A 21597-nucleotide genomic window follows, 5' to 3' on the forward strand; every position below is an offset into this window, starting at 1 on the left:
TTAAAGTTTGAGTTCTAAGCCAATCGAAATGGTTTGGCCAGGTTCTGGCATCGCGACGATTGAGCCGCTTGAAACTTTATACTGATCGGTCAAGTTGGTGATCGCTAGGTTGCCTTTGATGCTGTCGCTAAAGATATAATCAAGATAAAAGTCGAGCTGATAGCCTGCTGGAATATACTCAAGCGCAGTTACTCCAGTCCCTGCCAAAAAGCCGCCCGGGTGATGTTTCTCAGCGTGTTTTTTGTAAGTAAAACCCGTATCAATTGTGTCGTTAAAGAGTGTCATACCAAGCGTTGCGATATAGCTTTTTTCAGGAGGCACACGAAGTGGTGTTAAACTCCCCGCAAAGCCGGTCGTATTACAAGTATCGACACCTGCAGCCTCGGCCATTAAGCGTGAGCACATTTTGACGTCGGTGTACTTTGTGTAAGATAACCTGCTGTAAAATAAGTCGCTTTGGTAATGAAGGCCAAATTCCGTGCCGGGGAGTTCAAACTTATCATAGTTGGTAAAGGTGAACTTTTGATCCCATGAAGGTGCGTCGGGTTTAGGCAAGAAGCCTGTTGCCAACATACTTTCAATATTGGTGTAGAAGTACTCCGCCGAGATAATTAGCTTATCCCCGTGGCTGAGTAAGTTGCTAAAGTCACTCTCAAAGCCAATATCATACGATTTCGTTTTTTCAGGGGTGATCGGGTAGTCACTAGAGTAGGAAAACACCTCATTAGAAACTGTTGTTTCGTACAGGTTTGGCATTCGATATGCGTTGCTATATTTGGCTTTAATAACTGTATTATCAAGCAGTTGATAATTTGCTTGTACAGTCACATCCGCTTTGGCATCAAATGTAAGTTTTTCGCCTGTTTGATAGTCCTCGTTGACCGAGTCATGAAGGTTTACGTTCAGTGCAAACTCTACAGGCGCAAGATCGATATTGGCATTGGCGAATAATGCACGTTTTGTTTGTTTGCCATGTCGTGAAGTGGCTTTTAAATTGAAGTCAGCAGGGTACCAGTCTCGATTAAAATTGTCTTTCCAGTCTTTATGAGGGCTTAATTTCTCAACCTGCCAAGATAGACCATAAGTCAAAGTAATCGGTGTACTTGCCAGCGATAATGCAGAGGTATTGAATGCACTTATCCCATGACGCTTATTATTATAACGGTGAAAATATTGCCCCGCATTTGCTCCCAGGTTACTGCCAAGCGCATTATATTGCTGTAACCTTGCGCTGGTACGCCAAACGTTAACACTAAGGTCGACTAATGAGTTATTACTCGGTAAAAAACGGTATAACGTACTAGCACTGTTTACCAGAGCAGAGCCTGGAGCCCACTGCGGCATGGTTTCTACGCCTTCTGGAATTTCTTCGGACATCCATTGTTCTTGGCCATTTTCATCGATCACCTTCCAAAACTTGGTGTCACCGGCTCGTTGTTTGTACCAGTAGGTGGCCAGCATTTCTCCCGCTTCTTGCTTATGGTAGCGTGTATTCACCTCTAATGATTGTTCGTCCGTAAACGCATAAGTTAGTTTGGCAAGATATGAGTCGCTTTCAAAGCTTGTATTGACGACTTCGCCATTTTGGTTAACTGGAGGTGGGATCTGGTCGACTACTGTTACTTCGTCATATTGCCCCTCATGATCAGTTGAAGGCACCCAACGTACATACTCCACGGTTTCAACAAAGTCGTCAAAGCTATTTTTACCAGCAAAGTAGTTACCAACCTTTTTCTTACTATAAGCGAGTACCGCTTGTAAGTTATCCTGTTGATAAGCGGTTGCTAGCGTAAACCCGCCGCCTGCAAAGTCGAGTGTGTCATTGTGGTTGCTGATTTCATAATAACTTTGCAGGCCAAAGCTCTCTGGTACTTCAGGTGTTTTATTGTTGTTATGCGTATTTACCTTAACTAAAGCGCCAAAACGCTTACCGTCTTGGAGAATATCTTGCGTGCCCAATGTTCGGATATTGACTGTTCCGCCGATTGCACCTGAGCCGAAAGGTGATGCTTTGGCCGATGCGCCTTTTTCGACATTAACCGAGCTTATCAAGTTTGAATCGATATAGGTTCTGTCAGACGAGCCCATATAGCCGCGGTTTGTGTGCGTTGATTGCAAACTACCGTCGATGAAAATCGGCACTCGACCTTCGCCTTGCACGCCGCGAATACCAATATCAAGTGCGCCAGCTTCGTTTCGAATATTGTTTGCCTCTATACCAGAAAACGTTGAGAAAATATCCGAGTTAGATAAACCCTTGGTTCGAGAAATCTGTTCACGATTAAGATTGAGTTTATCGCCTTTGACCGTGATAACTTCAATATTATCTTGCGGATTTGGTGTTTGGCTGTGCTTTGCCTTTTCCTGAGTATTATTGGTTTTGCTTTTTACAGGCGCTGACCCGTTAATCGCCGCTTTAATAACGATGTTGTTGTCGATAATGCTCGCTGTTAGCTGGCTACCTTTTAGTGTTCGTTCTAGTGCCTCGGTTAAACTTACCTCTCCTTTAAGTGCTGGGGCTTGCAGGCCATTTAATAGTTTCGCATCGGCAATTAGATTCATACTCGCAGCTTCAGCTACCTGCGTTAAGGTATGGCTAATAGGTTGCTGCGTAAGATTAAATTGATATAAAGCAACATGACTCTGCGCGGTTGCAGGCAGGCTCAGGCTAAGCCCGAGTGCAAATGCTAAGGGAGTGAGTCTTGTGTTTAAAACAGAGCGAGTTCTCATTGTTATGCGTCCAAATAAATTACCTAAGATGAAAACGAATGAGAATGAGAACTCCTCAATAAAAATTTGAATATTTTTATCTCATCATCGAGAATTAACTATAACTATATGATTGTTATACTCTTTAACTTCTACAGGGAGAACATGTGGAAGTAAGTTTAAAAAGCTTTCGAGCTCTGATGCTACAAAAGTACCCGAAATAACCAATTGCTCAGTTGATTGAGCGCTTAAGGTGTAACTTATCGCATGATGTCGTTTAAATTCCTCAAGTGCTTCGTTAAGTGGTGTATTGTCGAACACGAGTCGTCCTTGCTTAAACGCATCAACGAGATTGAGGTTTGGATCAAACTCAGCCTTGACAATGCCGTCACTGTCCACGACCGCCATTTGACCTTTTGTCAGCGTTATTTGCTGATTTTGGCTTTGCACGTTTACACGGCCATGATCCACCACAATGCGAACGCTATTGGGTTTTTTATCAACAGAAAAGCGGGTACCTAATACGGTAATTTTTGTGCTACCGGCGCTGATAACAAATGGACGGCTTTTGTCACTGGCAACGTCAAACAATACGCGTCCACTGAGTAGTTTATTACTACGCCGATTGCCATCAAAATCAATAGCGAGGGAAGTTTTGGCATCTAAGGTCAGTCGAGATTGGTCGGGCAGTGAGATATTGCGTAATTCGCCTCGTGCTGACTGATAGCTGGCGTGAAAGGTGTCTTTGTTTACTTGAAAGAACCACGTTCGATAGCCAAAGAAACTCAACGCAAAAAGTGCAAAGCATGCAGCAATGGCGAAGTACCGCTGAGTTGTCTTTGATTTAAGCTTCGAGTGTGTAAGTGGATTCTCTAATTGTGCAATGTCTTGATCTGAAAATTGCGATAACAGTCGCTCAATCTGTTTACTTTCTTGATAGGCTGTTTGGTGCGCACGGTTCTCACCAAGCCAACGATTGAGCGCTTGCTGCTGCGTTTTACTGAGCCCTTGCCTTTCGAGTTCCAGCCAGTGGTTTACTTGCTGCTGTATTGATACATTATGACGGTCCATTGCGATTCTCTTATTGTTTTTGTAATGCGTTACGGCAAGCGAGCATGGCAGTTGCCAAGTGTTTTTCGACCATGCTGACAGATATCCCCATTTGCTCTGCTATTTGTGGCTGGCTTAAGTTTTTAAATTTATAGAGCACAAATGCTTGCTTAGTTTTTAGGGGTAAGGAGTCGATACTTCGATTAAGTAATGCCAGTTGTTGTTGACTTGCAAGCTTAGCCTCAGGCTCATAATAACTTGGCGCGACTAATTCGAAGTCGTCGGGCTCAGCAACGGTTTGATTTTTGCGATACTGATCAATCACAATGTTTTTTGCGGCTTTAAAAAACAGCGCGCGCTCTTGCGTGTTATCCTGCTTTGGATTGCTGCTTTTATAACTTAGTATTCGGGTATACGCCTCTTGGACTATATTTTGAGCCTTATCTTTGCACCCCACTGAACGAGCGATATAACTTAATACTTCTGAGTAATAACGTTCCAAAATACACCAGTTTGCTTTTCAAAAGTCGCGCATACTAGCATTGATTTTTGTTATTGAGAATTGTTTTTGTTTGTGTTTGTTGGCTTTTAACTGTTCGTTAATAGATTTTATGTTTTTAGTGCTTTCACTTGGTGTTTGAATTTAAGGTTTTGAAAATATTAACTTTATTTTAAATTTCTTTGGTGCCAAACATTAAGCGCAGTGCTTATTAAGGCGTAGGAGCGATACCTTTTATAATGCGTTGGCAGGCGCAGGGATCCATAAAATGGGGCACCGGATAATCTGGATGTGCTTCTTTTAGCGCCAGCTCTGCGAGTAGCGCGGCATCATCAGGAAGTACTTCGGCGAGCGTGGTTTGGATCTGTAAATCAAGCAATAAGCGCTTGATGTGCTCCAACAGGTCATCCGCTTGGCGTTCGACGGGATAGTCTAACGAGGTTAATCCACAGTATCTGGCGATGAGCGCGAGTTGCTGGTTAATGCGCTCGCCATACCAGGTTAGCACGGGCATGAGTAACACCGCATTGGCAAGCCCGTGTGGCGTACCATATTGAGCGCTCAATTGGTGTGAAATTGCATGTACGTAGCCGACAGAAGTTCTGGTAAAAGCTTGTCCTGCGTAATGGGAAGCGAGTAGTAGTTGCGCCCTTGCTTCTAGATTTTGTGGGTCTCGTTGTGCTTTGGGTAAATATTCAAAGATGGCTCTACAGGCCTCAAGAGCACGGCCGCGGCTAAACTTAAGACAGTTAATACTCAGTAGTGCCTCAATGGCGTGGGTTAGTGCATCAATTGCCGTAGTCGCGGTGATATGTGCAGGCATACTTGTGGTTAATTCCGGTAATAATACGGCATGGTGCGGCACTAAACAAAAATCAGTCGCGGCATACTTGGCGTGATTGCTAGGATCGTTAACAACGGCGGCAACGGTGGTCTCCGAGCCGGTTCCTGCGGTTGTTGGGATCGCGATATTCGGCGGTAGGCGTTTTAAGACTTTAAACAACCCTTTGAGTTTAGTCACCGGTTTGTTCGGCTTGACAGCCCGAGCACCGATCAGCTTGCCCGTGTCGAGTACCGAGCCACCGCCAAGCGCGATAATTGCTTTACACTGATGCTGTTGGTAGACCTTTAGACCATCTTCAACGTTTGTTATGGTGGGGTTGGGTAAAACATCTGCGTGATAATGCGTGACTAACTCTGACTCACGTAGTGTGTTTTCCACAACCTGATGCAAGTTGAGCTTGAGCAGCACTTGGTCGGTCACGACTAAGACGTTATCTCCATTTTTTAACCCCAGCGCCTTAATGGCGTCTAACAGCCCCGTTTTTCCCTGATGTAATTTGGGATTCGGGATCCCGATAAAAATAACAATGCACTTTAGGGCAAAATGGTAAATACGGTAAAACCAACTCATTGCGATCCGTCTAATTTTGTTTTTGTATCATTTAAAAAATGTAGACGGATCATCACTGAATTGCTAGCAAATTATCGGCTAATTTGTGGTGATTTGCTGTGAAATTGGCTTTTCTTCTTTAATTGGCCCTTTGGGCTTGTCCATCTCAAATGCTTCTATCATGAGCAAAATATGGGCCGCGCTCCATGAAAAGTTCGGTGCACCTTGCTGCTCGCCGGTGAGTGGATTGTAGTTTTCGCGAATAGGCGCGTTTTGCAGCAGACCATCCGCATTTTGCATAAATCGCTGAAGCAAAGTGTTCGCTTCAGTTTCATAACCATAATAACTTAGTCCCATCAAGCCAAAATACAACTGGTCAAGCCAGACACGACCACGCCAATAGATGTTTGCACCAAATGCAGGGTTGGTCTGGGATGCAGAGCCTAGAGGAATATAGGTGTTGAATTCACTGGGGCTGAGCATTACTTCAGAGACGCGTTTAGCATGATACGCTGTTGCTACCTGATTAAAGAGCGGAGCCCAACCCTCTGGGCCGCGACCACGTTCAATGATTGGTTTCCCTGCACAGCCATTTTCAAGCGGTGATGGGGCAATACGAATATCGTAGTAGTATCCGCTGTTATCTTCGAACATGCAGCGGTTAATATAATCGGCGATCTGCTTTGCTTGTGCTGAAAAGGCTTTGGCTTCCTGCGGCTTAGCCAAGATATTGGCGATGGTACTCAAGTTTTTGGTATCAGAATAAAAATAACTGGCCCCATCAACCGACTCTTGCATCAAAGAGTAGCCTAGCAGGTGACCTTGGGCGTCCTTATTGCTAGCAAATTCGACTTGCCAGTCTTTAGCATCGCCACCTTGTTTCACATAGATCTCAAGCTGCTGTGGTGAGATAAAACCAAAGTTAGCAGCATCGTCTCTTCCAGATTCCCATGACGCTGCGGTCTGTGCGGGAATACTTATCTGTTTACCCTGTGCCTGCGCATCGCGATAGGCTTTTAGCCCAAAATGGGCATGCTTTTGCTTTCCTTCATGTAGATAAAATAACAATTCACCCGCTTGATTATTATGGTGTTTATCTATGGTTGCACCGAATTCTGGAATACCATTTTGGTTGTGATCACGGTTGCGTAGCCACCAATCACGATAGGCGACAAGTTTAGGGTAAATTTGTGCAAGCCAAGCTTTGTCTTTGCTGGCATGGTAGGTATTCAACACCGCCCAAGCGGCCAGCGAGGGTTTTGAATTCCGTTCGCTCCAATTACCCCCATCGCCACCGCGTTCTGGTGGCAGGTTATAACCAATTAAATCGGGTAATAAGCCTTTATCTTGGGGTCTCACAGGATCGTTAGCTGCTATTTGATAGGAAAATACGGCATCAATGTTGGCCTTGGCTAAATCTGGTGCAAATAGTCTCAGCGCTGACGCTTGTTTCCAACTGTCCCAAGGCCAAGTTAAATTGCCGGAAAACCAGCGAGCAGTGACCGAAGGCGATACGGTATCAAACACGATTGCTCCTGCGGGAGATCGCCAGTTACCAATGAGGGTTTCAACGGCTTTTATCGCCAATGTTTGTTTATCTCGTGGTAAGGTTTGATAGCGTGCTAAATAGCCCATCCAGCGAGCTTTAGAGCGTTGCCAATACTTAACAGGGGATGAGAGAATTTCGGCAACGGCCTTTGCTGTTTGTATGCGTTCCTGTTGATTATGGACATAACTTATGGCGGTATAAAACTGCAGATCACCAGAGATTTGTGTCTCGCTATAATAACGGTCATTTTCCACCACATTTTTGAAAGGGATTGTGCGGGTGATTGAGTACTCGTTGCTACCAGAGGTCAGAAGCGCCCACGGATCGCGAACACGACCAAAAGTGGTACTGATCCCACTTTCGCTGGCAACCATGGTTGGAGCGAGCTTAGGGTATTGTTGGTCCAGTGCTTGTTGTTGATTAAGTTGGTGGAGTAATTTGCCGTCCAATTTTAAAGTAAGTCGTTGCTTTGTATGAATCGTGGTTTGAATAAGAGAAACACGCTCGCTAACAAAGCGTAGGCGGATAGTCACCGTCGCGAGCTCATGTCTGAGCGTTTGTACCAGCTCTCCTGGTAGGCTGTACTGCGCTGCATCAAATTGCAATTTGATATCACCGTGAAAAACCTGTAGACGCTCAATACGTTCAAATAAATAGGTTAAATACTCTTCGGTGATAATCGCGTTACCCGTGAAACCACCAAATTCCGCCGCGCTATCAGGAAGTAAGTGACCATGCCATGCGCCGTTATCAAAAAGTGGTGAATAGGGACTATGGCCAAACTTGTCTGCGGGCTTCATCACCTGAGGGTGGCCAAAGCGTGAAACCACGTTGATGATCTTTGGGCTTGCGTGTGTTTCGCATGCTACAAAGAGCACGAGTAATACCATTCCTGTGAGTACTTTCATTTGTTGTTTTTTGAATAAAGTATACAATTTTGAAAATGCTATCACAGCGACGTACAAAGTTCAGTAGCAAACGATGAATTACTCGTCAATGGGGCAGCCGACATCAACCTTTTTGCGTTGCATCTGCACCCGTTCAGCGGCGGCGCGTAGCCGATTTATATACTCTGGAGGGGCGCTCGGGTTGGCGGTTAAATAGAGGGTTTTACTTAACTCAGGGACTTCTAGCACTTTGTCCCATTGCTCCACTAAACCCATTCTAGCAGCCATTCTATCTACAAAGTTTTCGGCACCAAAAATAAAGTCTATTCTGCCTCTTTCAAGCAGCTCACCTGCACGACTAAAACTGGTTACTGATAGCATATTCTTATCGGCGACAAAGCCTTGTGCTTTTAAATAGTTTTCGGAGAGTTGATCAGCCGCAACAGCGACAACATGTTGTTTGATTTTCCATATTTCCCACACTTGCTGATCGGCAATATCAGCACGCTTATAAAACGCGACCTTTAGCTCACAAAGTGGCGCAATCCAGATATGGTTTTCTTCACGTTGCTCCGTTCTGGCGATCGAGTAGAGCAATGAGTAGGGGGATTTTTTGGAGAAGGCTTTTGCGCGAGTCCAAGGCAACATATAAATTTGATAGCTTAGCTCTGCTTCCCACATAATGAGGCGCACGATATCAGTGGCAAGCCCAGTAATGGTGCCGTTCTTTTGCTCTATCTGGTACGGAGGAAAATGCTCGGTATAGATATCTACTTTTGTTGGTGCTGCGGCTAAGGCACTGAATACACTAAATATCCCTATAACGCTCCCAATTATATACTGCATACCACATTCTCAAGATCGTTTTTAATAGTATAACTCATAATTTGTTATTGGTTTTAGTTAAATTAATGTACCGATTAAAACTTCAAATTGGTGCTTAAATGGCAATTATTATATGGTTTTTTGGTGTCTTTTAAGAATTAAATAACGGCGTAGAATTGCTCTTGTTGTAGAGGAGTCGTTATGCGCTTAGTTTTATTCTTGCTTATGTTGTTTGTGTCTACTTACTCACATGCTAGTGAAGTTGCAGTTGATTATGTGATGGGAGAGGGGGATGTAAAAGGACTGCGGCTTGGGTATCGTCCCTTGCATTATAGTTTAGCGGATTATGGTTTTGGAGAAGGTGCCTATGTTTATTTTGAGCTGAGCACCAACTATTGGGAATACGGCAAACCAAAACGCTCAGACACGACGTTTGCCATTGCATTGTCACCAGTGCTTAGTGTTCCACTGACTGAGTTTGCTGGAAAGCCGGTAAATTTTGAGTTTGGAATTGGCATGACCTACGTCAGTGATACTCGATTTGCGGGTAAAGACATTGGTGTTCACTATCAGTTTGAAGACCGCATTGGACTTAGTGTTAATTTGAACCCCAGTACTAAAGTTGGGATCCGATATCTACATTATTCTAATGCTGGTTTGAGCGACCACAACCCCGGTCTTGACTTTTTTAATGTGTTCTACGTTAAGCGGTTTTAATGCTTAATTTTATTGAGTTAGTTTATCTCCCTTTGTGATTTCAAGGATGAAATTTTTTCTTCATAAAATTCCAGTATCCAAGATAATAGAATGCAGTTAAATGCTTGACCTAAACTAAGGTTTAGGAATTAGGGTTCTGTGTAAATCAATAATAATCAAGGAACATCAATGGAGAATAGCTCTGCAATTGAGCGGTTAAAGCGCTTTACACCTTTAGTTTGGGTAATGCTTGTTGGTAACTTTTTCGTTCGCGCTAGTTACTACATGGTATGGCCTTTTTTGGCTGTTATTCTTTACGAAAATTATGGACTGAGTGCAACAGAGGTCGGTTTATTGCTAACGGTGTCAGCGACTTTCGCCGTATTTTTGGGGTTTTATACGGGGAATCTCGCTGATCGCTTTGGTCGCACCAAAATGCTCTACGCGGCAGTGTTTGTTGGTGTGATTTCTTTTTCACTGTTGGCTGTGGCTGAGTCGTTGTGGTTGTTTGCAACCTCTGTGTTTTTAGCTTGTCTACCTAGGACGCTTTGGGATGCGCCTAGTAAAGCGTTACTTACTGAAGAACTTGCCGACGCAAAAGACAGAGAGCTTGCACTGCATTTACTCTATTTTCTCGTGAATGTGGGAGCGGCTTTAGGACCATTGTACGGGCTATGGGCGGGGCTTAATGGTGAGCAGTTTAGCTTTATTTATACTGGTATTTCGTATATTGGTTTGTTGCTCGCGCTGCTTTACTTTAGACCTAAACTGAGTGAAGCGCAGACTTTCGCTTTGCAGTCTGCCGCTCAGTCGGTACCCAAGTTTGCAAAGTGGCTGAGGATCTTACGAAAAGATAAAGTTTTTTTAATTGTGCTCATCGCTACAACTTTAGTGTATTTGGTTTATGCGCAATGTGACTCTAGCTTAGTGCAGTATTTGACGCGTGCAGAGGTCCCCGATCTAGCTTGGCTAATTTCTAGCTTAATTATCGCAAATTCTAGTGTGATCATCGTTTGTCAGTTTCCATTACTACATCTGATGCGTAATTGGCGCATTGAAAATAGGCTTTATGCGGGTGGCGTGATATTGATTATTTCACAAGTCATGATGGCCTTGAATGATGTACACAATATTTGGGGATGGATTGCAGCCATGATGGTGTTGAGTCTGAGCGAAGCAATTATGTTTACTAACATCAATGTCTATATTGACAGGTTGGCACCAGATAACCTGAAAGCTAGCTATTTTGGTGCTGCTGGCTTATGTTCATTGGGGTATGCATTAGCGCCCATTTTAGGTGGGCTTATTTTAGATTTTTACTCCGGTATGATGCTGTTTATCATCATGACCTTAGTATCTATCACCGCACTTGGTTTTTATCGCATTGCTGAGCTGAGGCCTAAGACGACGGCTGAAGCGATATAGCTTAGCTAACTCGGTGACCTAAAAAGGGTCACCGTTTGTTTTTATGCTAATTATCCGAATCAAAGGTTAGTTACTTTACTTACCGGCCATTTTTTGCAAGTAACCTAGACGTTGACGCTCGGCAGCCGAGGGCTTATATGGGCGCTTCTCCAGTGCGTCAAAGTAGAAATCAGTGATGTGGTATTCGGTTATTTTGCTATCACCAAACTGCGCAAGCTCTCCCGGCATTGGCGACATTCTCTCAATCACAAATGTCTTTAACGTGAACTGGGATGGGCCGGATTTAGCTGAAAAAGGAGCAAGCACCGACTGATGTGCTTTTAAGTTGAATACCTGTTTCCCTTCGCTTAACTTTTGCTTTTCAACCAAATGACTGATTGGTGTGCCATCGGGAGTAAATAGGTTTGCACGGATACGATAAGTACCACTTTGCTTTACTTCAAGTTGCAATGGAATTATCAAGTCAGCTTGCTCGGGGTAAGGTTCAGCAATGGCGAGCAGTGTGGCGCTGGGCTGGTAATAGCGGATACTTGCTGTTAATGCAACGGCCTTAGCCGAGTTTGGTTTAGCACGCACAACAACATTCAGCTCTTGAGGCCATGTCGTCTCGCCATCGACTGCGCCAAGCCAAATACCATTAGACTCTTTGAGGCGGGTGGTAGATAAGGTTTGCTGCGATGTAGGGTCAAGTATCGTTGCGGTTGCATTAGAAAATTGACTACCAGATAAACTTATCTCGATAGTAGCGGGGTGTACAAAGCGATATTGATTCAGCGACAAAGATACTTGTTCGTTGTTTTCTTCAATTGGCAATTCGATGGCATAGAAATGATTTGGATTGAGCCTATCAAAATCACCTTTGCCAAGGGGCTGTGAATAAGGCGGTAGAGAAATAGTATATTCATAGTGTGCCGCAGCTGATTGCGCAGCTTGTGCCAGTGGTAGCGATTCGATCAGTGATTGTTTTTGTGTTATCGCAGTTTTAGGTGTGACTGGTGGTGTTGTTGGTGGTGTCAAAATAGGTGTGGTGACTTGTGGTGTTGCTGCTAACTCAGTTGAGGGCAGAGCTTCGCGCTGCAAGGCAAAATATCCTGCAGTGATACAGATCACAATAAGAATGGCGCTAATCAACAAAAACTTTTTCATAGCAATACTCGGTTAATATAAGGAACTGCATGGAGCAGTTCCTTGGGTATAGAAATTAGCAAAATAACCGTTAAGTTACAGTGAGTTTAGTATTAACTGTGAAAAACTTTGTGAGTTAGACTCGCTAACATAACGGTAAGTTTTTTTCCAAAACCAGCTACCCGTTGTTTCTTCATAGGTGTTGTAGCTAATCGTTTTATAACCCGCGTTAAACTGAGTACGAGCCGCTGTTACTTTGCCTTGGTATCCAGCATCTGGCAGGTTACCGTGGCTATATTCCGCGCTCATTAGTAGTGGATAGTGATATGGCATAAAGCTAGTTACTGCATCATCTTGGGAGGCTAACTGACCGTTGATAGCAACGCTTGTACTACAACTACCAAAGTCACCTTTTGCTGATGCACCACAAGAAGAGTGCGTTGATACAACACCATCGTCGTTACCTGGTAAGAAGCCTGAAGTTAGGCCGTAATAGTCGCTTGCATCAGCAACAAAGCGTAGGCGAGGCGCATTGTCACTCGGATACTGAGCAACTTGTCGCGCATTATTTACTTTTAAATCCCACATGATACCAAACTCTTCAGGCATGCTGCCCAGCCATGCCTCAACTGCTTGGCGAGTTAGTTCACCTACTACACCACCAGAAGTCGCAGCGTTGATAGCTGTGTCTGCGAGTTCGCTTCCGCCACCCGCGCCTGCAAGGTCAAAAGTAGCAACGATATTAAGTGGTTGAAGGCCCGCATTTTCAAGCCAAGTTGCTTGGTTATCTAAGATATAGCGCGCGACTAAATCACCCGTTGAGTGGGTAACAAAGACACAGCCAGGATTACAAGTGCCATTTTCTGCAAATGCTTTTAGCTTTGGCCAAATATAATCTGTTGCGATTTTGCCTTGCAAACGCTCATAAGAAGGCCAATCAATACGCTCATCAGCGTGGTTTATCCAAAAAGATGACCAGTATTCTTCACCTTCAAGTTCGACATTGGTGCTGTTAGGGCGGTTAAGTTGGTCCGCTTGAAAGCCATGAATTAGAATTGTTTTATATTCTGAGGCCTGTGCGGGAGTTGCAAGTGCAGTGCCTGTTAATAACGCTGAAAGTGCAGCAGTGTATACAAAGTTAGTTTTCATTGTCTAAGTCCTTTAAAGCGCCAAGTGCCACATCTATGGTCGGCCTACAACAAAATTCCCCACTTTGTTTAATCGCAAATAAGGGAAACTATAGGCATCGCACAACTACTTTCACTACTACTGAAACGCATCTTTGTTAGTATATTATGTGGCGTGAGAAGCTATTCCCACGCCGGTCTCAAAAGCTAAAATCACGCCATTTCAGGGTTATTATGGAGATCAGATAGCAAGTTCAAAGTTTTCTCGCTGCGGTTCACAAATGGGTTAGTCTCATCCCATACATAACCCGCAAGCACAGAAGTGATTTGGCTCTTAATTTTTTCAGGCTTGTTGTTTGAGAAAAATAAACGGCGCAAGCGCCCGTCGTACCAGCCTTCAATATAGGTGCGCATGACAGCAATCCCTTTAAGCATATGCGCTTCATATTCTTGCTGCCAATTTGCTTCTTCGCCATTTAACTGCGCAACAATGAGATCAGCAGCGCGTGCGCCTGACTCAATGGCAAACATAACACCGGCTGAAAATACGGGGTCAATAAATTCGCTGGCGTTACCGGTTAGGACAAAGTTTTTACCAAACAGTTGTTTGATACCTTTAGAGTAGCCTTTGATCTCCTTTGGTTCCATACACAGCGCCATTCCCTCCAACATTGCTGATGCATGTTGATCGCGAGCAAGGTAGGTTAAAAAGCGCGCTTTAGCATCGCCTTCTGCACTCTCCAAATACTCAGGGTTACCAACAAAGCCGACTGAAACACGACCGTCAGAGAAAGGTATTAGCCAAACCCATACATCCTCTTCGTGAACCAGAATCGTTACTTTATTGTTTTCAGCCCCAGTTTCTATGCCATCAGCTGGTTTAAATTGCGCGAACAAAGTTGCCCGAGTCGGTGCTGACGAAGGTTCATTTAAGTCAAGTAGATTTGCTAGTACTCGGCCATAGCCGCTTGAGTCAACAACAAATTTGGCTTGGATCTCCTGCTCGTCGCCAGCCTCATTGACTACCTTAATGATAGGTTCTTCTAGATCCATGTTGGCATCGACTACGGAAGTGCCAAATTCGATGGGGGCACCCATTTTTTGCACTTCTTCAGCCAGTACATTGTCAAAGTCATCTCTTGGAACTTGCCATGTCCATGTCCAGCCGTCGGTGTAATTTTTAGAGAAATCGAAAAACTCTTGGAAGTCATCTTGTTTAAAATTAGCACCGATTTTCTTTTGGTAATTGCGTGCGACTAACGCATCCATAAATCCAGCATCTTCTAAATGCTGCATACTTTGTGGTAGAAGACTTTCACCGATAACATAGCGTGGAAAGTGGCTACGTTCAACGATCTTCACGGTTAACCCTGCTTGAATTAGCTTTGCAGCGGTCATTGTCCCAGCAGGTCCAGCGCCGATAATAAGTACATCTACATTTTCCTTAGCCATTTTGTAATTCCTTAATCATATATTGTGAGAAAATGTGGCAATTAATTAATCCTAGAGTGAAGAGGGGAGCTCCCTTTAATGCCTCACTCTAGAAAATCTAATTTAACATTATATTAACGAATAAAATGTTAAAGAGTGTTCATAATTTCTGACATTTTTATTAAGTCTTCCGGTGTTTTTACCCAACTGTTGTGCGACCCTTTCATGGTGAACACTTGAACCTGACTGGGTTGCATTGCTTCTTCGATAAGATTTTGATTCTTATCAAGGTATCGGTTGATTATATGACTGGAAAGTTGCAACTCTAGGCTATCCGACTGAGCCACTTCAACCGCACAACCAGCACTAAATAGCGCCACCTTTGCGGTGCTAGAAAATGCCGGATCATTTTGGTAGTGATAATTAATTCTATCGGGCTCAAGATGACTGAACTCTGGGTGTAGAGCAAAAACTTCATCATGCATCGCGGCATAGTCAAAACAAGGGTCGACGAACACCAAGTGTTCGACTGTGTCCCCCTCACTTTGCAGCAGTTTGGCAACCTCAAGTGCCAGCGTTGCGCCAAAACTCCAACCAAAAATCCGATAAGGACCACTAGGCTTTAGCTTTTTAAGATGAATAGCATACTGCAACGCCAATGTTTGGAACTGATAATAGTCATAGGCGAGCGAGCCCTTTGGTTTTTCCTGTGCGGCATAGATGTTATTGAAGCAATAACAAGGCGCGGAAATCTTGGGAGCAATGGATTGCAAGTAACTCTCAGCACCACCGCCACCCGGAGGGAAGAAAAACCATTCAATAGGAGCATCGGCTTCATTCACCAATACGCCGATCTCAATATCGCTTAGGGTTTTTATGCCTTGGGGATTTGCGGCTGTAATCGAATGTGAAACGACGGCTCGAAGGGCAGCATCGAACTGCTCTATGAATGCGGTGGTTTGCGTCTCATCTAACTGACTTGCAATGCTCACTTGTAGTCGCATTTGACGCACTTCGGCGTTCACGATGAGTGCCATTTCATCCTGATTATTCTTGCTGCTGGCATCGCCTGAGTGTGCATTTAGCATTCGTATGCCCTGATCTTGTGCATCGCTATTGCTATCAAGTTGTCCCAAGTAATTAAAGCTAACTTTAGGTAATTGATTGAAGGAAAATTCCCCACGTCTGACCAATTCGCTGAAACCTAAACCTTTATCTGGAATGGCACGAAGCGTTTCTTTGCTTTGAATAATCAGCGTCGATAAATCCGTGTCATTTTTCAGAGCAACCGGAAACATACTAGTAAACCAGCCTAGTGTTCTTGACGTATCAATATGGTCACTCAGATGTTCTCGGCCGTGGCCTTCTAACGTGAGGTGGCAATAGTTTGTAGCAAAGGTATTGCACCAAGCCCGAGTAAACGCACTCATTAAGAGATCATTGATTTCTGTGTTAAATCCAGCAGGAGCAAGGCGTAGCAATTGCTCAGTAAGCTGAGTATCAAATTGATGCGTAAGACGCTGTTGTGATTTACCGTAAGGTATGTTTTGTTGTGTGCTTAGCACGTTTTGCCAATACGGTATTTGTTGTTCAAAAGGATGCTGGGCCACAAAGTCTGACCATTGGCGATAACTGCTGGTTTTGTCGCTTAAGGTGTCGCCTTGTAGCAAGCGGCCTAAGTCTTCGACCAAAATACGCCACGAAACACCATCAATCACAAGGTGGTGAACGATAAGTACGAGTCTAGTTAGCGGCGTATCATCGCTGAGTAAAACCGGTTGCCACAAAGCACCTGAACCGAGTTCAAAACGGGCGTGTATTTTGCTCAACACCAGTCCAGTTTGCTGCTCATCAAGCCCCAAGGTGTCCAGATGGATAAGCTTTGGTGCTGGGCACGCTTCAATACTTTGATATTGGGATTGCCAAGTCTCGGTTTTGCTAAACTGAGCACGCAACATGTCATGTTGTTGATGCAGCTGCACGAGTGCACGCTCCAAAGTATCTAGCGCGGTATTGTGCGGAAGTGCGAGCATGACCGACTGATTAAAATGCGCTTTATGACGGTAGTGGGAGTTGAGGAACCATTGCTGGATAGGTAATAACTTGATTTCTCCGCTGAGCTCACCTTGTTCAGCCACAATTTCTACCTGTTCATTATTTGCCAAAAATGCACAAAGCGCTTCTAGGGTTGGATACGTAAATATGTCTTTGGTCGACAGCGAATAGCCAGCACGTTTGAGAGCCGACATGAGCTGAATACTCATAATTGAGTCCCCACCGATATGGAAGAAGTTATCTTCCAAGCCAACCTGCTTAATCCCCAAAACAGCACACCAGATTTTAGCGATATGCAGCTCCAGTTCTGTGTTTGGAGCATGGAGGGTCTCAGTTTGGCTAAAATCGGGCTGCGGTAGTGCTCGGGCATCAATCTTGCCATTAACCGTAACGGGTAGGGCGTCTAATGTGACGTAGGCACTTGGCAGCATATAACTCGGCAGCATGTGAGAGAGTGTTTGCTTAAGCTTTGCCTCATCCAGTGACTCAGTATTTGCCATGACCAAATAGGCCACGATACGTTTAATCCCATCTTGTTCATTCACGTTTACAAACGCAGTATGAATTTGCGGTTGTTGCTTAATTGCAGTTTCAATCTCGCCAAGTTCGATGCGGTAACCACGAATTTTCACCTGGAAATCATTACGACCAACATACTCTAATAAGCCATCTTCACGCCATTTAACCAAATCTCCTGTTTTATACATTTTGTTCCAACCGCTTGCGAGATACCTATCCGATGCGAATGGATTAACTAAGAATGCTTGTTCGGTTAAATCTGACCGGTGTAAATAGCGTCTTGCCATACCCGCGCCGCCAATATAAAGCTCTCCTGCCACGCCCGGTGGAAGTATTTTGCCGGCAGGCGACAACACGTAGGCAGATTTATTGGCAATGGCACGGCCAATAGGTGCTCCGTGATTTACAGTGTTGAGTAAGCAGCAAGTAGCATAAACGGTGGTCTCTGTTGGGCCATAGGCGTGGTAAAGCATCAGCTCTGGCGCTTGATGCTTTACTCGCTCAACCATAGCTAAGTCGACTGCCTCTCCACCAAAATTAATCTGTTTAAGTCCGGCGTGTAAGAAGAAGTCTTCGTTAGCTAAACGATTAAATAGCGCAGTGGTTACAAAACACGTATCAATCTGCTGTGCTTGGCAGTATTCAATCAGTCGTTCTGGATCAAGTTGAGTCTGTTTATCTATCAGGTGTAGTGCTGCGCCATTACTGAGTGTGACAAAGCAGTCAAAAATAAACGCGTCGAAGCTAATACTCGATAAGCTAAGGACTTTGCTCAGTTGTGTGGGATCGATAAAGTGGTCGTCAGTGGCATAGTTTAATAGTGCCTCATGGTTGATTTCTACGCCTTTAGGGTTACCTGTGGTACCAGAGGTATAGATAATATAAGCCAAATCAGACGGGCTCACCGATACCGCTTGGTCTAAGCTTGTTTCCTCCATTGGTGCATCGCTGAGTACATGTGTCAGTGAGGCAAGTGTTGTACTCGCAACTCTATCCATTAATCCCGATTGGGTGACCACGATTTTCGCACCACAGTCCTTGGCAATATATTCAATCCTTGAGTCAGGAAATTCCGGTGATACAGGAACATAACCACCGCCTGCTTTAAGAATAGCGAGGATCGCAACGATAGAGTCCAACTGTTTTTCATGCAGCAACAAGACTGGAAAATCACCTTGATACTCGTCGCCATAAATCTCAGCCTTAATCACCAATAATTGCTGGGCAAGCTGGCAAGCCTGGCGGTTGAGTGCTTGATAGCTTAGTGCTTCATCTTGCCAGAACACAGCGGCTGCATCCGGGAATACAGCGACTCTTTCACTAAATAAGTCGTTGAAGTTCTCGAAGCCACATGACTCGCGCTCGGTTTTATTCCACTCGTTGAGAATACGGGCCTTTTCCACTGTATTGGCAATTTCAATGTGTTGATGCGGTAAGTGAGTATTGTCAGCGACTTGCTTAAGGATAAGTAGCAGTTGAGATTGCAGTTGTACGGCACGTGCTGGCGAAAGCAAACTGGCGTCGTACATCAGCTCAAGTTGCAGCTCTCCTTGCTCCTTTGCTATCAATGCAAGTGGGTATTCAACTTGCTCTGGTGCGGCGTCAAACTGCCAACGAGCTTGTTGTGCCTCTGCTTGTTCATTTTCAAGGCTTGGGTAGTTTTCGAAAACAACTAGGCTTTGGAATAGCCGATTACCGCCTTGTTGCAGTGACGCAAGTGACACATTCGCATGGCTATTTAAGTCCAAAATGGCAGTTTGGATCTTCTCGAGTTGTTGCGCGATGGTAGCATCTGTAGGCCAATCAAGATAAAGCGGTAGCGTATTGATGTAAGCTCCAACACTTTGCTCTATGCCGTCAATTGGTAAGTCACGACCTGCGATAGTTGTACCTACTAAAGTAAATTCGTCGCGAGTATAGATTTGGATAAGCTTATGCCAGGCAAATTGTACCGCAGCATTGAGCGTGACAGAATGTTGCTGACATGCTTGCTGCAACTTACTTAACATCTCGTTTGGTAGGGAAAAATGCAGCGCCTGCGGGTCATGATTATGACGGAGCGTTTCTAAATCTGTTGAGTGACTAAACAGGGTGTTAAGATCGTTTGCTTGTGATAAATCAGCGACATGATATTGCCAAAATGCTTTGGTGGCGGCCTGATTATCTCTTAGGTAAGCATGGGCATCTAAATAGGCGTTATCCACCTGTAAAACAGGTTCTCGACCTTGTAGTAATTGCGTATAGTTCTGGTGAACGGTCTGCATAACTAACGGGCCACTCCAGCCATCACAAATGCTGTGATGCTCTGTTTTTATTAGGTGATAATGCGCTTCACCGCGTTTTACCAAATGCAGTGTAAATAACCCCGGTCTTGCAAAATTAAAGGGCTGATTTAGCACTTGGTTTGCAAGCTTTTCTATGTGTGCTTGTTGTTCTGCTTTTGAGTATTGACTGATATCAATCACGCTAAAGTTATCTTCATCAACACAGGTGTGATCCACGATAAGTTGCAACATGGTTTCTTCAACATCAAAAGCGCAGCGCAGCGCTGGATATTGCAGCGAGGTTAGTTGCCACGCACGACAGTAAAGCGCAGTGTCAATTTTATCGAAATACTGCATCTGTGACTGCACGCGATAGGCGGTATCTTCTGGACTATTAAGCTGGTGGAAGATAAAACCTTGCTGCAAGTTTGTTGCGGGATAAACCGCGGCTAGGTCGTAACGTGTGCGCAGTGCATCTAAGTGGGCGAAGCTGACGCCTGTCAGGTTATAGTCGCTCGGCGTTTGTTTGGCGCCAAGCGCTTTGGTATACAATGCCGTGTCCAGCACCGCTTGTAGACTGGCAGTGAACTGACTTTGGAATAGGGCAAATTCGGTTTCAGACAACGCCGTGGTGCAATTTAAGACAAGCTGACCATGAATAATTGCCGCGTTGATATCAAGAACGTAATGACCGTTATTTTCGCTTGCGACTGGTTGACCTGTAATAGCTTCAGTTAAGTAGAAATCACCATTGGGTTGCTGCGTTTTTGTGCCACCGATTTGGCCTAAATAGTTGAATGCAACGGTTGGTAAAGTCCCCGTCACCTGTTTGGAAAAATAGAATTGACCAAAACCAACGCCATTGTCTGGCAATTTACGCAGCTGCTCTTTGGCATTGACTATAGCGCTTTCGAGACTAGAACCCGCATGGAGTGCTAGTGGATATAATGACGTAAACCAGCCTACGGTGCGTGAATGATCTATATCTTCGGCGATGTGTTCACGACCATGTCCTTCAAGCGCAATAACCTGATCATTACTACCAGTGATATGAGCTAGAGTTAGGGACAGTGCGGCGACGACAAGGTCTCGAGGCTCTGTGTGGTAGCCTTGATTAGCGTCAAACAGCAGCGTTTGTGTAAATGCAGAGTCAAGTTTAATTACTTGGTTTCTCGGTGTACTATTCGCTGTTAAGTGTGTTTGACAAGTATCAAGTACTTCTTGCCAGTAATCGATTTGTTCGGCTTGAACATGTGCATATTGGGCTAAGGTCTCAACCCATTGACGATAGCTTGAGGTTTTTTGCGCCAATTTTTTGCCTTGATAAAGGCTATTTAAATCCTCAATTAGGATCCGCCAAGAGACAAAGTCAATGATCAGGTGGTGGAAGGCCAGTACCAATACATCTTGGCTTTGGCGTTTGACACGAATTGGCTGCCATAAAGGGCCTGAATTTAACGCAAACTGTGACTGCAAGCGAGTTAATTGCTTGGCAAGCTCGTCGTCACTAAGTGTGTCTGCATCAAGTTTAACTAGAGGTGCCATGGTATTATTTTGTTGGTACTGCTGGGTAATGTGCGCCGTCTTTTGATTGAAAACAAGGCGTAGCACATCATGTTGCTCAGCAAGCTCGGACAATAGCTCAACTAATCTCTCATCACTGATTGCGCTTGGCATTACAGTGGCAAAAGTTTGGGCAAAGTGTGCGGGGTTAGCAAACTGATTTGCGAAGAACCACTGCTGGATAGGCAGTAGATCGAACTCGCCTTCAAGCTGGCCTTGTTCGGTTTTTATCGTAACCTTCTTGTCGCCATTCGCACTGATAAGCTTTGCCAGCCGCGCGGGAGTTGGGGCGGCAAATATTTCTTTAACTTGTACCGTTAATCCTGCTTCTCTTAAGCGTGAAACCAGCTGAATACTGACAATTGAATCGCCGCCGATTTGGAAGAAATTATCCTCAATCCCCACTTGCTCAAGGCCAAGTACCTGTTGCCAAATCTCACAAAGTTGGGTCTCTAAGGCATTGCGCGGTGCCACATAGAG

At 44.6% G+C, this 21597-nt stretch carries 12 protein-coding genes; 2 read left to right on the forward strand and 10 right to left on the reverse strand.

Annotated elements, in window-relative coordinates; translation table 11 throughout:
- From MHN32_RS14105 to MHN32_RS14130, 6 genes are all read right to left on the reverse strand, one after another.
- Entirely contained in the window at positions 1-2730 is a 2730-nt protein-coding gene (locus MHN32_RS14105) for a TonB-dependent receptor (protein ID WP_239422135.1), read from the reverse strand.
- 84 nt (positions 2731-2814) lie between these two features.
- Positions 2815-3780, reverse strand: coding sequence for a FecR domain-containing protein (locus tag MHN32_RS14110; protein ID WP_239422137.1), 966 nt, complete (start codon positions 3778-3780; stop codon positions 2815-2817).
- Between the two features lie 10 nt (positions 3781-3790).
- Positions 3791-4261 (reverse strand): sigma-70 family RNA polymerase sigma factor, encoded by a 471-nt coding sequence (locus MHN32_RS14115; RefSeq protein WP_010604075.1) that lies wholly within the window; start codon positions 4259-4261, stop codon positions 3791-3793.
- Between the two features lie 208 nt (positions 4262-4469).
- Complete coding sequence (locus MHN32_RS14120) at positions 4470-5672, reverse strand: iron-containing alcohol dehydrogenase (protein ID WP_239422139.1); 1203 nt, start codon at positions 5670-5672, stop codon at positions 4470-4472.
- A gap of 78 nt (positions 5673-5750) precedes the next feature.
- Positions 5751-8108, reverse strand: a complete 2358-nt coding sequence (gene ygjK / locus MHN32_RS14125) for an alpha-glucosidase (protein ID WP_239422141.1) — start codon at positions 8106-8108, stop codon at positions 5751-5753.
- Positions 8109-8186: 78 nt separating this feature from the next.
- Positions 8187-8933, reverse strand: a complete 747-nt coding sequence (locus MHN32_RS14130; RefSeq protein WP_010604072.1) for a transporter substrate-binding domain-containing protein — start codon at positions 8931-8933, stop codon at positions 8187-8189.
- Positions 8934-9113: 180 nt separating this feature from the next.
- On the opposite strand from MHN32_RS14130, the gene MHN32_RS14135 reads away from it, so the two are divergent.
- Positions 9114-9629, forward strand: a complete 516-nt coding sequence (locus MHN32_RS14135) for an acyloxyacyl hydrolase (protein ID WP_010604071.1) — start codon at positions 9114-9116, stop codon at positions 9627-9629.
- A gap of 168 nt (positions 9630-9797) precedes the next feature.
- Positions 9798-11033, forward strand: coding sequence for an MFS transporter (locus MHN32_RS14140; RefSeq protein ID WP_239422143.1), 1236 nt, complete (start codon positions 9798-9800; stop codon positions 11031-11033).
- 75 nt (positions 11034-11108) lie between these two features.
- Here MHN32_RS14140 and MHN32_RS14145 read toward each other — a convergent pair whose 3' ends face one another.
- The 4 genes from MHN32_RS14145 to MHN32_RS14160 all read right to left on the reverse strand — a co-directional run bounded on the left by MHN32_RS14145 (position 11109) and on the right by MHN32_RS14160 (position 21591).
- Positions 11109-12179: a hypothetical protein gene (locus tag MHN32_RS14145; protein WP_239422145.1), complete on the reverse strand. Its 1071-nt coding sequence runs from the start codon at positions 12177-12179 to the stop codon at positions 11109-11111.
- A 75-nt stretch (positions 12180-12254) separates the two neighbouring features.
- On the reverse strand, positions 12255-13307 hold the full coding sequence (locus MHN32_RS14150; RefSeq protein WP_102056422.1) for a hypothetical protein: 1053 nt from the start codon (positions 13305-13307) through the stop codon (positions 12255-12257).
- A gap of 191 nt (positions 13308-13498) precedes the next feature.
- Positions 13499-14737 (reverse strand): NAD(P)/FAD-dependent oxidoreductase, encoded by a 1239-nt coding sequence (locus tag MHN32_RS14155; RefSeq protein ID WP_174168504.1) that lies wholly within the window; start codon positions 14735-14737, stop codon positions 13499-13501.
- A gap of 128 nt (positions 14738-14865) precedes the next feature.
- Positions 14866-21591, reverse strand: a complete 6726-nt coding sequence (locus tag MHN32_RS14160) for a non-ribosomal peptide synthetase (RefSeq protein WP_239422147.1) — start codon at positions 21589-21591, stop codon at positions 14866-14868.
- Positions 21592-21597 lie beyond the last annotated feature (6 nt).

This window comes from Pseudoalteromonas sp. Of11M-6 (genome assembly GCF_022347905.1).
Lineage (GTDB): Bacteria > Pseudomonadota > Gammaproteobacteria > Enterobacterales > Alteromonadaceae > Pseudoalteromonas.

Coding starts and splice junctions, on each gene's coding strand:
- MHN32_RS14105 (WP_239422135.1), bottom strand. CDS start 2,730: ATGAGAACTCGCTCTGTTTTAAACACAAGACTCACTCCCTTAGCATTT.
- MHN32_RS14110 (WP_239422137.1), bottom strand. CDS start 3,780: ATGGACCGTCATAATGTATCAATACAGCAGCAAGTAAACCACTGGCTG.
- MHN32_RS14120 (WP_239422139.1), bottom strand. CDS start 5,672: ATGAGTTGGTTTTACCGTATTTACCATTTTGCCCTAAAGTGCATTGTT.
- ygjK (WP_239422141.1), bottom strand. CDS start 8,108: ATGAAAGTACTCACAGGAATGGTATTACTCGTGCTCTTTGTAGCATGC.
- MHN32_RS14130 (WP_010604072.1), bottom strand. CDS start 8,933: ATGCAGTATATAATTGGGAGCGTTATAGGGATATTTAGTGTATTCAGT.
- MHN32_RS14135 (WP_010604071.1), top strand. CDS start 9,114: ATGCGCTTAGTTTTATTCTTGCTTATGTTGTTTGTGTCTACTTACTCA.
- MHN32_RS14140 (WP_239422143.1), top strand. CDS start 9,798: ATGGAGAATAGCTCTGCAATTGAGCGGTTAAAGCGCTTTACACCTTTA.
- MHN32_RS14145 (WP_239422145.1), bottom strand. CDS start 12,179: ATGAAAAAGTTTTTGTTGATTAGCGCCATTCTTATTGTGATCTGTATC.
- MHN32_RS14150 (WP_102056422.1), bottom strand. CDS start 13,307: ATGAAAACTAACTTTGTATACACTGCTGCACTTTCAGCGTTATTAACA.
- MHN32_RS14155 (WP_174168504.1), bottom strand. CDS start 14,737: ATGGCTAAGGAAAATGTAGATGTACTTATTATCGGCGCTGGACCTGCT.